Annotated in this window: 15 protein-coding genes; 5 read left to right on the forward strand and 10 right to left on the reverse strand. The window is 37.3% G+C overall.

The features are described from left to right. Positions 1-25 precede the first annotated feature (25 nt). Positions 26-1,252 carry an MFS transporter gene (locus EFY79_RS19995; protein ID WP_123122528.1) on the reverse strand — a complete coding sequence of 409 codons (1,227 nt, stop codon included), beginning with the start codon at positions 1,250-1,252 and terminating at the stop codon, positions 26-28. Between the two features lie 215 nt (positions 1,253-1,467). Here EFY79_RS19995 and EFY79_RS20000 point away from each other — a divergent pair, with 215 nt between their 5' ends. The 3 genes from EFY79_RS20000 to EFY79_RS20010 all read left to right on the forward strand — a co-directional run bounded on the left by EFY79_RS20000 (position 1,468) and on the right by EFY79_RS20010 (position 3,314). Further along, a complete protein-coding gene (locus tag EFY79_RS20000) occupies positions 1,468-2,178 on the forward strand; it encodes a TMEM175 family protein (protein ID WP_123122529.1) in 711 nt (236 codons plus the stop codon). Between the two features lie 132 nt (positions 2,179-2,310). Beyond that, the gene (locus EFY79_RS20005; RefSeq protein ID WP_123122530.1) at positions 2,311-2,892 is read left to right on the forward strand and encodes a TlpA family protein disulfide reductase; all 582 of its coding nucleotides are present in this window, start codon (positions 2,311-2,313) and stop codon (positions 2,890-2,892) included. Between the two features lie 29 nt (positions 2,893-2,921). Further along, positions 2,922-3,314, forward strand: a complete 393-nt coding sequence (locus tag EFY79_RS20010) for a YidH family protein (RefSeq protein ID WP_123122531.1) — start codon at positions 2,922-2,924, stop codon at positions 3,312-3,314. Between the two features lie 99 nt (positions 3,315-3,413). On the opposite strand, the gene EFY79_RS20015 is transcribed toward EFY79_RS20010, so the two are convergent. After that, entirely contained in the window at positions 3,414-4,640 is a 1,227-nt protein-coding gene (locus EFY79_RS20015) for an NAD(P)/FAD-dependent oxidoreductase (RefSeq protein WP_123122532.1), read from the reverse strand. Between the two features lie 166 nt (positions 4,641-4,806). On the opposite strand from EFY79_RS20015, the gene EFY79_RS20020 reads away from it, so the two are divergent. Together EFY79_RS20020 and EFY79_RS20025 are read left to right on the forward strand one after the other, a co-directional pair. Then, a complete protein-coding gene (locus tag EFY79_RS20020; protein ID WP_123122533.1) occupies positions 4,807-5,580 on the forward strand; it encodes a carboxylesterase family protein in 774 nt (257 codons plus the stop codon). A gap of 51 nt (positions 5,581-5,631) precedes the next feature. Then, a complete protein-coding gene (locus tag EFY79_RS20025) occupies positions 5,632-6,102 on the forward strand; it encodes a hypothetical protein (protein ID WP_123122534.1) in 471 nt (156 codons plus the stop codon). A 137-nt stretch (positions 6,103-6,239) separates the two neighbouring features. Here EFY79_RS20025 and EFY79_RS20030 read toward each other — a convergent pair whose 3' ends face one another. From EFY79_RS20030 to EFY79_RS20070, 8 genes are all read right to left on the reverse strand, one after another. Further along, positions 6,240-8,825 carry a M1 family metallopeptidase gene (locus EFY79_RS20030; protein WP_158605266.1) on the reverse strand — a complete coding sequence of 862 codons (2,586 nt, stop codon included), beginning with the start codon at positions 8,823-8,825 and terminating at the stop codon, positions 6,240-6,242. A gap of 362 nt (positions 8,826-9,187) precedes the next feature. Beyond that, positions 9,188-10,018 (reverse strand): hypothetical protein, encoded by an 831-nt coding sequence (locus EFY79_RS20040; RefSeq protein WP_123122536.1) that lies wholly within the window; start codon positions 10,016-10,018, stop codon positions 9,188-9,190. A 425-nt stretch (positions 10,019-10,443) separates the two neighbouring features. Continuing rightward, complete coding sequence (locus EFY79_RS20045; RefSeq protein WP_123122537.1) at positions 10,444-10,995, reverse strand: transposase; 552 nt, start codon at positions 10,993-10,995, stop codon at positions 10,444-10,446. A 178-nt stretch (positions 10,996-11,173) separates the two neighbouring features. Next, positions 11,174-11,677 (reverse strand): STM3941 family protein, encoded by a 504-nt coding sequence (locus EFY79_RS20050; RefSeq protein ID WP_123122538.1) that lies wholly within the window; start codon positions 11,675-11,677, stop codon positions 11,174-11,176. Between the two features lie 223 nt (positions 11,678-11,900). Continuing rightward, positions 11,901-12,704 carry an endonuclease domain-containing protein gene (locus EFY79_RS20055; protein WP_123122539.1) on the reverse strand — a complete coding sequence of 268 codons (804 nt, stop codon included), beginning with the start codon at positions 12,702-12,704 and terminating at the stop codon, positions 11,901-11,903. A gap of 185 nt (positions 12,705-12,889) precedes the next feature. Further along, the gene (locus EFY79_RS20060; protein WP_123122540.1) at positions 12,890-13,558 is read right to left on the reverse strand and encodes a hypothetical protein; all 669 of its coding nucleotides are present in this window, start codon (positions 13,556-13,558) and stop codon (positions 12,890-12,892) included. Between the two features lie 164 nt (positions 13,559-13,722). After that, the gene (locus EFY79_RS20065) at positions 13,723-14,892 is read right to left on the reverse strand and encodes an IS4 family transposase (protein ID WP_123122541.1); all 1,170 of its coding nucleotides are present in this window, start codon (positions 14,890-14,892) and stop codon (positions 13,723-13,725) included. A 311-nt stretch (positions 14,893-15,203) separates the two neighbouring features. Further along, positions 15,204-15,698, reverse strand: coding sequence for a peptidase associated/transthyretin-like domain-containing protein (locus tag EFY79_RS20070; RefSeq protein ID WP_123122542.1), 495 nt, complete (start codon positions 15,696-15,698; stop codon positions 15,204-15,206). Between the last annotated feature and the right edge of the window lie 308 nt (positions 15,699-16,006).

Raw genomic sequence — 16,006 nt, forward strand, 5'->3', positions numbered from 1 at the left:
AACTTATCTGTTCTTTTTTTATTTATCATGCTACTTTTCTAAATCGTTTTTTTGTGCCTTCGATGTTGGGCAAAAAGCCTGTTATTATTCCTATCAATGGCAAAAATGAGCATACATGAAAAACATAAATGATGCTTGTTTTGTCAGCAAGGCTTCCCAACAAAGCTGAACCAATTCCTCCCATTCCAAAAGCAAATCCAAAGAATAAGCCTGAAACCAGCCCAATCTTTCCCGGAATTAGTTCCTGCGCATATACCAAAATCGCAGAAAATGCAGAGGATAGTATCAGGCCTATGGGAACCACCAATATTATCGTCCAGAAAAGATTGGCATAAGGCAAAGCCAGTGCAAAAGGCGCGGTTCCCAATATAGAAAACCAGATAACATATTTTCTGCCGAACCTATCGCCCAAAGGCCCACCTATTAATGTGCCTCCGGCTACTGAAAACAGAAATACGAAAAGATAAATTTGCGAAGCCTGGATGCCCACATGGAATTTATTGATGAGATAAAAAGTAAAGTAACTGGTAAGACTTGCGAGATAAAAATATTTGGAAAAAATCAACACCAATAATATCAGCACGGACCAGTAGACTTTTCTTTTAGAAAATAGTGGATGAAAAACAACTGGTTTATTTTTAGCCCTGTTGATGCGCCGGATAACAACAATCTTGTACCAATGCCCCACTTTTGTGAGCACAAAAATCGCCAGCAGCGCAATTAACGAAAACCAGATAATACTCATTTGTCCATGCGGAACGATAATCCAAGCGGCAAGCAGCGGCCCGATTGAACTACCAAGATTTCCACCGAGCTGAAAAATTGATTGAGCGAGCCCGGGCTGATCTCCGGCAGCAGAATGTGCCATGCGCGAAGATTCCGGGTGAAAAACAGATGATCCAATGCCTATCAGCGCAACAGAAACCAGCACAAGATAAAAATGATGAGACATGGATAACACAATTAAGCCGGTTAGTGTAAATCCCATACCGATTGCTAAAGAATAAGGCTGTGGCCTTTTATCCGTATAAATGCCTACGAATGGCTGCAAAAGTGAGGCGGCCATCTGAAAGGTCAGCGTGATTAACCCTACCTGCGAAAAACTCAGGTGGTAATTTGTTTTTAAAATCGGGTATATCGCCGGAATTAAAGATTGAATTGTGTCATTTAATAAATGCGAAAAACTGATGGCAAATAAAATAGGGTAAACCGTTTTTTGAAGCTTAGTTTCTAATGTAGCTGAATTCTCCATTTTCAATTTTCGAAATGCAAATTTAGATAAGATGCATGGAACATGTAAAATGGATTTTTTTAGATCTAAAAATGAAAATGTATATATCGAAATAAAAAAAATTAATTTAGCGGCATATTTGTAAGTTCAAAAAATCTGCGAATTGCCGGGACAGCCATTTCGAAGATTAAAATCCAATCCTTACACAGCCATGAATTGATAAAATTATAAAAAGCATGCGCGAGCCAAAACATGATAAGGAAAGACAGGATTTTCAATTAGAACGATTTACTTTTTTTACAGACGGCGTTTGTGCTATCTGCATTACTTTATTAATTATCGAAATAAGAGTACCTGATTTAACGGCACCGACTGATGCACTTTTATGGAAGTCGCTTTCACACATGTCTTTGCGCTTTTTAGGTTTTGTAATCAGTTTTGGAATTGTGGGCCATTATTGGTCTGTTCATCATCGCATCTTTGGGTATGTGATAAAATATACTACCGGTTTATTATGGCTCAATCTCGCATTTCTCTTTACAGTTGTTTTGCTTCCGTTCAGTTCGGGATTTCTGGGTGAATACAGTTCTTACCCAAATCTGAAACTGCCGTACGGTGTTTACACATTTAATATGTGCCTCACCGGCTTTATGAATTGCTGGCTGTGGCTGTATGTCAGCAATCCGAAAAGAAAAATGCTCTCCCGTATAATTTCGCCAGCCCGCATCAGGCTTGGATTATACAGAAGCCTTGTTATTCCTGTTGTTTTTGTAATTTCATTTTTAATCTCCTTTGCCTTCCCTGTATTTTCAAAATTATTTTTATTGCTGATCCCTGTACTACTCCATTGGGGAATGAGAAGCCTTGAGAAAAAAGCAGAAACAGATGAAATGTTTTCCAAAAAAGTGAATGCAAAAACAGCCGTTATCCTTCCCGAATCTGAATGATAAGCTTCATTTTTCGAAAGGTTTTTGTTAAATACTGTTGATCCTCTAAGAGTGAAATGCTAAACTATATCTGTCACAGCTATTGAGCCGGGATTACTTTGTATATTTAAATGATACCACAAAAAAGTATTAATGAATTTGCAATCCACCTTTCAGAAAATTAAGAAATATTGGGGTAGTATAATTTTTTATGCGATAATATTAATTTTCATCTTTAATACCAATGCAAAATCATGGGTGCTTCAGCAAATCATTTCAACAGGTGTGTTGAACACAGCCATAAAAAAAGATGCGCCCATCAAACAGCAAGCTGGCACAGACTTTTCCTTTTCTTCACACGATGGAAATATCCTAAGTTCATCGATGCTACGGGGCAAGGTGGTTTTCATAAATTTTTGGGCTTCGTGGTGCCCGCCATGCAGGGCAGAAATGCCCTCATTAAATAATTTGTATCTAACACTAAAAAATGATAACCGTTTTGTTTTTCTTTTTGTGAGTGAAGATGCTGATCGCACGAAGGCTTCGGCCTATCTGGAAAAAAACGATTTCTCAGTTCCGGTATATTATCGCAACAAGGTTTCGCCAGAAATGTTTAGCGGTACGCTGCCTACTACAATTGTGGTGGATAAGCAAGGAAACATTGTGATGAAGCGTACCGGCCTTGCCGGTTATGATAATGAAAAATTTATCAGTCAATTGAAATCGTTGCTGTGATTATTTTTGAAAAAATATTCTAATTAAAGATGGATGCGAATAAAAGCAAAGGAAACACGACAGACCACCTGGCAAATGAAAGGACTTTTCTTGCCTGGATGAGAACAAGCATTGGCATCATGGCGTTTGGATTTGTGGTGGTGAAATTTTCATTGTTTGTAAAAAGAATCGCGTTGCTGTTTGGCAAAACTGATTTGAATCCTCCTGCGACGCACGGTCTTTCGGCTATTGTCGGCATCGTGTTGGTTTTAGTGGGTACTATCACGCTCATCTTTTCTTACGCCAGGTACAGGCAATCAGAAAAGCAAATACGCGCAGGCGCTTATGTTCATTCTACAGTTTTGGTAACAATTATTTCAGTTTTCATTTTAATTGCGAGCCTGTTATTGATCGCTTACCTCGTTTTTAGTGCAGGTTTATAATTAATCGGGAAGGCCGATGAGTAAAGCCATAAATAAACAGAATTTTTATTTGGCTTACAAATGCTCGGGAAGTTGAATAAGAAATTACTTGCCATCATCTTAGGTAAAAAATAATTTGAAATAAAACGAAGGCTTTAACAGTTCTTTTTTCAAATTCATATCGTTCAGCATGCTGCTGATAAGCATTTGCACAGATGTATTTTTGTTTGCCTTTTTTACTACAAAATTTATAATGCGCGGATGACGAAAAAGTTTTTGCAGTGTGTGGCTAAATTTAAATTCATTCCACATTTTATAATAAATTTCTTTATCATATCCACGGTTAAATTCAGCGTCGAATTTTTGTTTTTGAAAAGAATCCAGCACATGAGAGGCCGCCACTCTTCCACTTCGGATCGCATTTGCAATTCCTTCGCCGGTGAAAGGATCGATTAGGCCCGCAGCGTCACCCAACAACAAAAAGCGATTGCCCGATAAAGTTCTTTTTGTAGATCCAACCGGTAAGCCATACCCTTCGATTTCAGTCAGCGGAACTGCATCTTTAAATCTTTCTTTTAAGAAGGGAATGGTTTCAAGCAGGTGCGTCATTTCTTTTTTAAGATTGATTTGCTTTTTACTCACGACACTTGAAAGCATTCCCAGGCCTACATTTGCCTGGTTGTTAGCCAGCGGAAATATCCAGAGATAGCCGGGAAGGATTTCTTTATAGAAATGTAGCTCGATATGATTTTCCGGATTAAAACCTTTAACGTTGGAAAAATATTGCCTTACTCCTGCACAAAAATGTTTTTTTTCAACTTTGTTTTCCGTTAGTCTTTTATTTAAAACGGAATGCGCTCCATCCGCGCCCAGCGCGATGGCAGCTTCAAAAATCTTGTCGGATGATTTTAAAAATATCGCGCTTTCCGTGTTTTCAACAGCAGTTATTTTTTGATTTTGAAAGACGGTAATGTCCGGAAGTTTTGCCGTTTCGCTAAAAAAGAAATTATCAAAATCAATTCTTTTTATAACAAACCCACCACCAAAAGTATTTTTGGGTTTTGAAAAATGAATATCCAGTTTTTGATATGTTGGTGTAAAAAAACGGACGCCATTGGAAGGAATCTTTTTCGTAAACTCAGCCAATTTTTGCGTAAGAGATTCACTTATGAGATGGAATTGCTTGGTGACATCTGCGCCTAAAGCATCTCCGCAAATTTTATCCCTCGGGAAAGTCTCTTTCTCAATCAGCGCTATTTTTAGCCCGTTGCCTGAAAGCCTGTAAGCCGCGGCACAACCGGCGGGTCCCGCTCCTACTATAGCTACATCAAATTTTTCTTTCTCCATATAAATGCGGAAAAATACAACTTATTGAAATAGTAGCTCAGTTGTTTTTCTGAGAAGTATAGTAAACAAAAAAATATCGAAGTTTTTTTTCTAAAAATGGCATTCAATTTTTGTTATAACTTCCCCCTATCATTAAAAAATAATTCTTTATCAAAATTTAAATCAGATGAAATTTAAAAAACCAATCCTCCTAATTTTAATCTCTGTAATTTCTTTTACAGCTAAGAAAATTTCTGCCCAGGCGCCTTCACGATTTAGTTATGAAAAATTTATTCAGAATGGTGATACATTGCTTTACAGGCAACTGTTTCCTGATTACGATACGCTTCGCAAATATCCTCTTGTAATTTTTCTTCATGGTTCAGGAGAGCGCGGCAATGATAATGAAGCGCAGTTAAAATGGGGTGTTGGCAATTTTGCAACAGATGAAGCAATGAAACTCTACCCGGCAATTGTAATAGCGCCGCAATGCCCGTCAGGCCAGGGCTGGTCAAATTTTTCAAATACAAATAAAGGGAACATGAAGTTGCAATCTTCTCCCTCCCGAAGTATGGAGTTATTAATTGCGCTTATCCAGTCCGTTGAAAGAAATCTTCCCGTAGATACCAATCGGATTTACATTACCGGCCTTTCTATGGGTGGATTCGGCACCTATGATGCCATAGAGCGTTATCCAAAAATGTTTGCTGCGGCAGTGCCTGTTTGTGGCGGCGGAGATGTATCGAAAGCAGCGACAACTGCGCATATTCCTACATGGATTTTTCATGGTTCAGAAGATCCCACAGTGAACCCGCAATATTCTTTGGATATGGCGGAGGCGCTGCGAAAAGCCGGTGCTCATCCAGGGCTTACGATGTACCCTGAAACCGGTCATTTTTCCTGGATTGCGGCTTACAGCGACCCTGCGATGATGGCGTGGCTTTTTCGCCAGCATAAATAAAACGACGACTTTCTTTTAAAAATAATTTTCTATTTTGGTTAAAAGAATAAGATGAAAAATATTTTAGCTTCTATCACCTGCTGTTTTATCATTTTGTGTGCAGGCTGCAATTCCGATTCAACAAAATCTAATGAAAATATTGTAAGCGATTCAACGCAATCAATAAGTCGAATGAATTTAATGTTATGCTACGCTTTGCAAAATGAAAAGGATACTGTGTCGCTCAACCTTGTGCTCGTGGGGGATCATGTTGCGGGCAAGCTGATGTATCATTATTTTGAAAAAGACAAAAATATTGGAACGCTGGCCGGCGAGAAGATTGGTGACACTGTTTTTGCAAAATATACTTTCATGTCCGAAGGCTTAGAATCCCAGCGATATGTTTCATTTTTGATTAAGGGTGACCAGGCCATTGAAGGATATGCTCCCTTAAATGAAAAATCGGGCGAGCCGGACTTTTCCGATCATTCTAAAATTCAATTTGATAACAAATTTGTATTGCAAAAAACAGATTGCAAATAAAAATTCAAAGCGTACGAAGCTTTTCGTCACCTGGTTTCACCCAAAATAAAAATTAATAAAATTTCTTTGTTTACTATTGAAAATAAAATGGGCGCCTTTACAGACGCCCATTTATTTAAGTAAAAAAGTAAAATCGGTTATTTAAAATCATCATCTTTTAAGCCACTGTTTATTTTTATATCTGTTACCTTAAACGGAATCTCGAACTGTGACACAACGGTCATCGTATAGGGAAATTTTACGCCGTTCACTTCTTTGTAATCACCGTAGGTAGTGGATTGCGACCCGGCAACTTCTTTTTTGATTTTCAATCCTGTTTCCGCATCAAAAAATTCTTTGATAGCACCTTCCTCATTATTAATTTCCAAAACGTAAGCATCTCTGCCATCCACTTTTGCCATGGTTGGCTGTAAACTAATGCCAGTGCCGGATTTTTCATATTGTATCTCTGGTACAGGCATCGCCGAAGCCTTAATCCTTTTTTTGATTTCTTCATCAAGAGGCTGCTCATGTCCCATAGCCATTAATGAAACGCTATCTCCTTTGACCAATTCTTTTTGAATCTGCATATTGTTGGCAGGCAAAGAAATGGTCAATAAAAAGTTGTCTGGCGCTTTATATTTTTGAACAAGTTCCAGTTCCTGTCCTTGCACATTTCCTTTCGCCAAATACGTAAAATCTTTTATCGACTGGATTTTATCTTTTCCACCAATTGCTTTTAAATAATTATTGATAACATCATTTGCTGTTACGCCTTGCGGAACTTTTTTCAAAGGCGCGCCTGAGAAGATATTATTGTCAGGATTAATGTCAGGATAATCATGATTTGGATCAATGGTTATAGTCTTAATAGTTGATGTAGATGGATATTGAAAAGTCCATTCTCCACCACGTTGCCATATTTCAACAGGAAGTTGAATCGAATCGGTTTTTCCATTTTCCTGTACAATTTTGATAGGCACAGGAAGAACCATTTGATCATTATTCACTATGGTAATGAGCGCGCCTTTTGCAGGATCATTGTCTACATAATTCACACTTTTAATTCCCTGGTCTAATTTGGAATTTGTGAAAAACCATCCTCTCCAGAAATAGGATAAATCTTCACCTCCCACATTTTCCATCGTCCTGAAAAAATCCCAGGGGGTAGGATGTTTAAATGCCCAGCGGTCAATATAAATTCTGAAAGCGGAATCAAAGCGTTCCTGGCCAAGAATGTGCTTTCTTAAAATATCCAGGCCATCGCTCGGTTTTTGATAAGCCGCCACTCCAAGGTTGCCCTGCTGAGTCACCTCGGGGATAGTCATAATGGCATCGGCGCCTTCTCTAAACATAGAAGGAGCGGTCTTATTCAAATCGCTTTCTTCATAAAATTCACCATTGTTAAATTGTTTAGTGGCCACCCCGTTTATGAAGGTATTAAAGCCTTCGTCCATCCAGGGAAATTTTCGCTCATTCGAGCCAACAATCATAGGAAACCAGTTGTGGCCAAATTCATGATTGGTTACATTCCATAATCCGGAGCCACTGCTTCTATAGGAACAAAAAACAATTCCGGGATATTCCATTCCGCCTACAATTCCGGCTACATTGGTTGCTACCGGGTAGGTGTATTCATACCAATCCTTTGAACATATTTCTATTGATCCTTTTACAAATTCTGTCGATCTTTTCCATGCGTCTTCTTTTGCGCTTTCTACCGGATAAACTGATTGCGCCAACGCTTTTTTACCACTTGGCAAATTAATTCTTGCTGCGTCCCAGATAAAAGCTTTGGAAGCTGCCCAGGCCACGTCGCGGGTATTGTTGCATACAAAATGCCAGGTTAAGGTTGATTTTTTAGGGTAATAAGAAGTGCCATTTAATTCATCTTCACCCACGATAGTAACTGTTTTATCGCTCTTTTTGGCTTGCTCCAACCGGCCTCTGACAGTTGCAGTAAGGCATTGTTCAGGATTTTGCAACGCCCCTGAGCCTACAATAATCAGGTTTGCGGGAGCGGTAATCGTGTAGTCAATATTGCCATATTCAAGGTAAAACTCTCCCGCTCCCAAATAAGGCAACGTATTCCATCCTTCGATATCATCGTAAACACACATCCGGGGAAACCATTGCGCTATTTCATAAACCCAGCCATTTTTGGTATTCAACCTACCCATCCTGTCGGTTCCGTATTGAGGCACGTTGAAAGAATAATTAATTTTCAATTCTACTGAGCCCGTTTTTGCAGCCAGTGGCTGGGGCAACCAAACCTGCATTCTTGTATCAGTAATCTTGTATTTGGCTTTGGTAGTCTTCCCATTCATTACAATTTCTACAGATTGCAATTCATCGCCTTCAGTAAAAGAGCGGTTTGCCCACCGGCCTCCGGATACAAGTGTAGTGGCCTGGCCGCGGCTATCTTCCCTGTAAATGTTTTGATCTAATTGAAGCCATAAAAATTTCAATGGGTCAGGGCTATTATTTTTATATTTAATTACAACATTTCCTTTAACTACTTTCTGCGTAGTATCCAGCGTAACAGCTATTTTATAATCTGCACGGTTTTGCCAATAAGCCGGGCCGGGCTGGCCGCTGGCGCTGCGGTATTGATTTCCATTTGAATGATAAAAAAATGGGGCAAACGCCTTGTGCTGGTCGTAGTTGCTGCCGTTGTCCTCTGATTGAGCGAAAACAGCGCCTGAAAAAATCAATAAAAATGATGCAATTAAAATTCTTTTCATAGTAAAAATTTAGAGGCGCGAAGGTAAAATATTAAACCGATGGAAAGCAGCGATTTTGCAGATGCGGATTTGAATTAAGCGGAATTTTATAAAAAAATTAAGAATGCCTGGCTATTGTGGCAGTTTTTTCAAATTTTTCAATTAGGAAAAGACGAAATAATCCCAGCAGTTCGGGGAACTCAAAAGCGCTTCAAAGTAAAAAATGAATTAATATATAAAAGAAAGTTCAATGCTTTTGGCGAATGTCTTTTGGAAGCAAGTCTAAAAAGTCTTGGGCTATATCTTTCTTTGTCATTTCTGGTTCGTCTTGCTGTTCGTGTGTCGTCAGTTACAATGACCGCTAATTAATAAAATTCACCCCATTAATAATAAGTATAGACAGCGCTTAGCTGGAATTGCTGCCCTGCATTAGGGCCGCCTGTAAATATGAGATCTCCGTTTCTTGTCAGTGGGGCTTCATGGTTATTATAGGTATAAGTATAATTTACGCGATAGCTATCGTTTGCACTGGTATGAGTTACTTTGCCAGGATTATTCTTCTGCAATTGCACTCCCGGAAGGAAAACGAAGTGATCAAAAAACTCGTCGTGCAGCAAACTGAAGTTTTCGATGCTGAGTTTATCGTCATATTGTTCATAGTGATCTGTATATATGAATTCTGGCTGCCCGGTCGTGGCCCAAAAATGCACGGTAAGATCCGAAAGATTGCCATCGGGATAGTAAGACATGGTGATTGTTTTATCGGGTATGAAATTACCTGACTTCGTCTCCCTGTCCAATTTAATCAGCTTTGATCCATTATACGTTAGGCTAATCTTTCTGAACACTATTCCAAATGTATCGACATACCTGATGGCATTCACCCTGCCTGCATCGTCATAGAAATATTGCAATCTGTCTTTATTCACAAGAATGGTATTTCGCATTTCACTGATCCTGCCTCCATCGTAGTTTACGTCGTACCTGGTAAATTCAGATGCAAAAGATATAAAGTTGACATTGCCCTCTGCATTATACTCAAAATGATAATACGGATTAGGCAGACGGGCAATGATTACGTCCTTTAGCAAAACTGTCGGGACCGGAACAACGGGTGAGGGTAGCGATACCGGAGGATCATATGTACCTTTTTCTTTTTTACAGGAAAATAAAAGGGCTGAAATTACTGGGAGGAGTAAGAATTTATAGCGCATATAGTTTCAATTTTCATCAAATGAAAGGGATAATTTTTGGGATTACAACATCGGGTCTATGTACTTCATAACGATATTACAAACTGCCTTACCTTGTTGTAATTGATGAACGGCTTAAAACAAAGGATGTCTGGTAGTTAGCCGGGTTGTCTGTATTTCTGACTACATCAAAATGATCGATAAACGGGACGTTAGAATTTAAGTAACCGGCTCGATCAGTATGTGTCTCGTCCTGAAATCAGTTGACTGATGCGACAGCATGTCCCAATCTTTTCTGAGAAAGTATTCGCCTTGTTCTATTTTTTAGGTTTTTCGTTGTCCTTCTTCCTCGTTCGGATTTTTTCGAATGCTGCAATTGATATTAATTTATCCCAGGCCGTGTCTACTCGCAGCTTTGTGCATATGCAGGACACGGCCGTGCTGAATTATTCACTGTTAATAGGGTATTCGCTCTGCATTCCCCCGATGTAATATTTTGCCGAACTATATCTGTAATCCACCGGATTTTCCACCAATCCCCACACTCCACTGCACGGATTGTTGTGAATATAATTTAGTTTCTCCAAAAAGAAGTGGTTTGTTGTTATTAACTTACAATCAAATGATCTCTCAAATACCTGGTGTTTCTTTCCCCTGTCTTTATCCGAAGCTGCTACTGCCTGCATAAGCTTTTTTAGCATTTCATCATTTCCACTTTTTTGTAATCTTTTCACCAGTTCGTAAGCCATAAACCTTTTCCCGTTACTAACTATTGCATTAATACTTTTCGGGGAAGCTGAAAAATCAATAAGCACATGCAGATGATTAGGCATAATAACGTATCCCTTAAGGAAATGGTTTTTCGACTTAAGATAATCGAACCATTTATAAACCGTATCATATCCATCAGTAATTTCAAACAAAGGAAGCCATTGGCAACACGTAAATGTTATAAAATAAAGTCCTTCAGTTTGTTCTATCGGAGTTCTTACAGCCATACTCTAAGCTAATAATTTTATCCTGCATTAACCGTCCATGTCCTTGCTCCAAGGCTTTGAGTAGGACACGGCCTTGGAGGGAAACCCAAGATGACCAAAGAACTAAAGCTGATGAAATGCACGTCAGCCCTGCTTTTAGCAATACCAATGTAAGCTGAATGCTGTCGGGGTGTTTAAATTATTTAGTTTGCTGTTGAACTTCTGCATAATAATTTTGCAACGCTTTAAGAATATCGTCATTGTTTCCCTCCAAAAAGGAAAAAAGAATTATAAATGGTGTTGAATACCAAAAAGAATTATATTTCAATAATAGCCTTTTCAATAATGTTTTTTGAGAAATAAATTGTTTTTTGTCGGATAATAAAATGCCCAAACCAGATTGCCCTCTACCAAAAAATATCTTTGTTATCCCTGTAACATTTGTCCAGGAAGTTTCTTGATTGCGTACAAAATCATAAATGCCTTCATTATTTAATTCCAAAGCGATTTTGTTATTAATTGCAGGAAATAAAAATTTTAAAAAAACAAATAACGTCAAGACTCCTAATCCAATGTTCAAAATAATAAATGGCTTATCGTCTACATGCTTTGCTAAATTTATAATAAGGATGAGTCCAACTAGAAAAATAGAAATTAAATAAACAAAAACCTTATTATACTTTATTTGAAGAGTATTTGTCATGGCTTTCAGCTAACGAACAGGGCTTTGTGCAGGTGGGGAATTCAATGTTCCTTCTGCCGAACCGTCTGCCGAATATAGAATTAAAAAGCTAATTATTTGTTCGTTTGCTGATAGAATTCCGTTAGCCGGAACTGCTGATGATGGCTGCACAATAGCCGATGTTTATTTCTTCAGCCCCACTTGCACAAAACCACATGTAAGCGGCTGGCGGTTGGAAAATAGTCTAACAATATCGGTGAAGGTCTAAAGATTCATGGCAGAGTTTTATATACTCTTTTCGCAACCTAAAATAATCTTCATTATCATAATACTCTTCATCGTCAATATATCCCCAATCAATCTGTTCTTCAAAGTATATTTCTTTCATTGCTTGAATTACGCCATCGCCAGTTTCAAGTAACCAATAGGACAAATGTTTCTGAATATCAGGAAAGTCATAATCATCAAAATTCATTTCGGATAGTGTTTTATAATTTGTTCGGAACATTTCTTTTCCAGAAATTCTATAAATAGTCCATCCAAATTCTTTCAATACTTTATCTCTTTCTCTGTCTTTTTCGTCGTTGTGAAAGTCCTTTCCATCTAATTCAAGGCCTATCTTTAATCCAGGGTTTCCAAAGTCAAGAAAGTAATTTGCAACTGGGAATTGTGGATATAAAACGATTCTTCCAATTTCTCGTATTGTACACCAAGCTTGATATTCAATTTTTGTCAAATGACTAGTCCAATCTGCGGGGTAACTGACATACCAGAGGTGCTTTGATTCCTTGTACGTCTGTAAAATTTCATTTTGATTAGTTAAGTAGAAATCTTTAAGTGCTTTCAGTTTGTCAAAATAATTATGCGAGTTTTCTAAAGCGGCTTGTAACTTACCTGATGTAGAGATATACTTAATCATGCCTTCCCAATTGTCATTTATTAGGTCGCTTAATTTTGTCCATCCTTCTATTTTTTCATTTTCATCATCCATTTCAAGATGCTTTTTGTGAGAGATTTTACGTCGAGCTTGCCGCTTACGGCCACGCATTTATGCAGGACTGGAATTAGAATTCCGTCTGCCTGGAACCGTTGCCAAATTTATAAATTAAAAGTTCATTGTTACTACTATGTTCAACAAAGTTTTTTCAGCCCGGACTGCTGTTGAAATCTGCACCACAGCTCATTATTAGCACTTCAGCCAGCCTTGCATAAATGCGAGTGTTGCCTGCTTTGTTATTTCTTTGGTGGTTCATAAATATTTTCAGGATGCTTTATTTTCTCTTCTTCAAATTCTTCCCTTTTTATTTTGTCAGCTTCAATTCTTTGCCATACGCTACTTGTCCAAAAACGGGTGTCGTTAAGGTTAAATTTATAAGCATATTTTTCAGTTGTGTCTTTAGAAACAAACGTCCTGAAGCAAGCTTGTCTAATATCATTTGATAATTCCCCTATGTCAGTAGAGTTTGAAAAGTTTGGTCCAAGCCAACTTAAACTGAGCGTATCCTTTTCTCTAATTCCCAAATAAGCTGTTGCATTAAAATAATAATCGTCGCCTTTGATTGGCTCCAATTGTCTTGACGTTGGATTTTTAGTAAGGATTAGTATTCCTAATTTATTAAAGTCAGGGCTATAAACAATTGTGTCAATGATTATTTCAGTCCCGTCAAAATATTCTTTGCTATAAAAGAAATCTTCGTGTCGCAATAAAAGGTTTTTTAACTCAAGAGATATTGTCAAACTGTCCTTTGTGTAATTTTCTTTTTTGTTTACGGTCTTATTTATAAATTGGTCTGGCGTATCGGTGTTTTTGTGAAATTCCATCCAACCATAAATATTTTTGAAATAATAAAAAACTAAACCTAAAACAGCAATGGAAATAATTATAAAAATTGTCTTTTTCAAAAGTTTTAGTAGTTGATTTTGATATTAAAACATTTGTGAATTACGAGCTGTCGGAACATAGCATGCAACACGCTAATTTATGTTATAAGACGCTATCCGTAAAAAAAAAATTGTGTTTAAAAATCAATTGTTTATCATTATACTTTTTCACTAGCGTTTTGATATTAGTCAAACATTTTCAATTGGTTATGATTTTGTTCTTTGAAATATTGTAATTGAGTTTCTTGAAACAGTTGATTTATGGGCATTTTTTCAAAAATTGATATGCTTATAATTTGTAGAATTTCGTAGAGGCTTTGTTTTAGCATAAATTTCTTTTTTGCAATGGCTACTAAAACATAAACAGAGACAGCAATCCATACTTGTGTTTTTACTGCATTTTCTGAATGTCCCCAGAACGATTTTACTTTCAAATGTTGTTTTATCCACTTAAAGAATAATTCTATTTTCCATCGGTGCTTATACAGTTGAGCAATTTCATTTGCGGTCAGATTAAAATTGTTAGTAAGAAATATAAGGACCTTTCCCGTCTCTGCATCTTTGAATTTTATTCTTCTCATCTTTTCCGGATAATCTCTTGAAGCATAAAAGTTATTTTGCATTATGGTCTGATCGTATATCACTCCGGCATCTTTATCTTTTTGATGGGAATACAAACGCCGATAGTTCATATTATCTTTTGCTCTTGTGACAAAGAATGCTCCACAGAGATGAATCCTGTAAAGCCTTTTGTAGTCTACATATCCTCTATCCATAATATAGAAACTATTGGCCTCGAAAGATATCAGATCGAGAGCATTTACGTCGTGAACAGAAGCATTTGAAAATAAAATAAATTCCGGAATAGATGTTTTTAAATCTATTTGTGTATGGAGTTTTATTCCTCCTTTTGTACTGCGAAAAGTAGCCCAGTAAAAAGTGGATAAGCACAAATCAATGGTAGTAGCGTCTATGGCAAATACGTTTCCTTTTAGTGATACTTCTAAATCGTCATCGGCTAGGTATAATTGTTTTGCTTCTTTAATAAGCGACATCGCCAACTGCTGATAAATCAGGTAAGAACGATTTTCATTTGCTTTTGTAAGAGTGCTTTTTGCCACTACTTCACCAATGCCTAAATGATACATTTTAGCTGCATTAGCTTTTAAACACATGATGGTATCGCTAAGACTTTCTCTGTGAGTTAATTGCCCAAATGCCATGCATAAAAATTGTTTCCAACAGCTAAAACCCTTTACTTTATATTCGCCAGAGTGGCGATTGACAAAGGTTTGAAACTTTTTGTAGGAAACTAATCCCATAATTTGAGAAAATACATATTTGCCTTCGTTCATATTGATTGATTATCAATCAATTGTACGAAAAAAAAATTTCAAAATTTCAAATCGTTTCCAAGATAAAATCCTCGCAAACTCAATATTGACAATACTTTCAAAGAACTTTTTATTATAACATCAAAACGCTAGTGATACTTTTTGTATTGTTATTAGGACAATCCATACCAAAATTATTTTTAATATAATAAATTGCTCCTTCAGCCACCCTGCAACTGCTCTGCAACAAATCCATACTAAATTGTTATTGCCCGGTTTCGTTCAACTATGGTTTCATTTCTTGCCCGTTAGGCAAAACGAAACCTTAGTTATTAGGTGCTGGGCATTCGTGTCCGACTTTTCTTTATGTACTCGAAACTTTTTTTAATCGAAATAAACTTGTCATCGAAGCAAGGTTTATTCATTTTAAAGACACCTTTTTCAAATGCTTGTTGATGGAGAACCGGCAATTTATCAAATTCCTTCTTACGCAATTTGTCTATTTTTCTGACTGACATAAAATCATATGTTGCGCTTGGCTGTAGAATAATCTCAAGGTTATTGCATTCACTTGAAAAGTCAATGAATTTCCATTCCATACCAACCCAGGCAACTATTAGTGATTTCGTGTCTGAAGAAATACTTAAACTGAAATTGCCGTTTATATCGCTTTTCCCTAAAAGAACTGTGTCGGCATTGAATATACTCGCTTGGTAAATCGGACGGAACTCGTTATCAATCACTTTGCCGGTCAAAGTTTTTGTCTGCCCAATAGTATGTGTCACATAAAGTAGTACTGAAAATAGAATGGTTGCTTTTAATATCATGATTGAAAATGAAGACTGTCACATTCGCCTTGCACCTAACGGTACGCATTGGATGGCAGGAAAATTTATATTCTTTAGCCCAAACGTCCGAATAAAAGTAGTAAAGATGAAGTTATAAACAAAAAATTGAGTAAAGAAATTTCAGCAGGAACTACCAATGATAGTAGTCCAAAAGCCGATGAAATGCACGTCAGCCCTGCTATTGCCAAACCCAATGTTGAACTAAACCTACGGTAGCCTTCCGCAACTATCCGTAAATTTAGCATTCACTAAAACTTTAAAAATGACAACGAAAAAAAAACGCCGGA

Origin of the sequence: Hanamia caeni (genome assembly GCF_003721595.1) — a bacterium.
GTDB lineage: Bacteria > Bacteroidota > Bacteroidia > Chitinophagales > Chitinophagaceae > Ginsengibacter > Ginsengibacter caeni.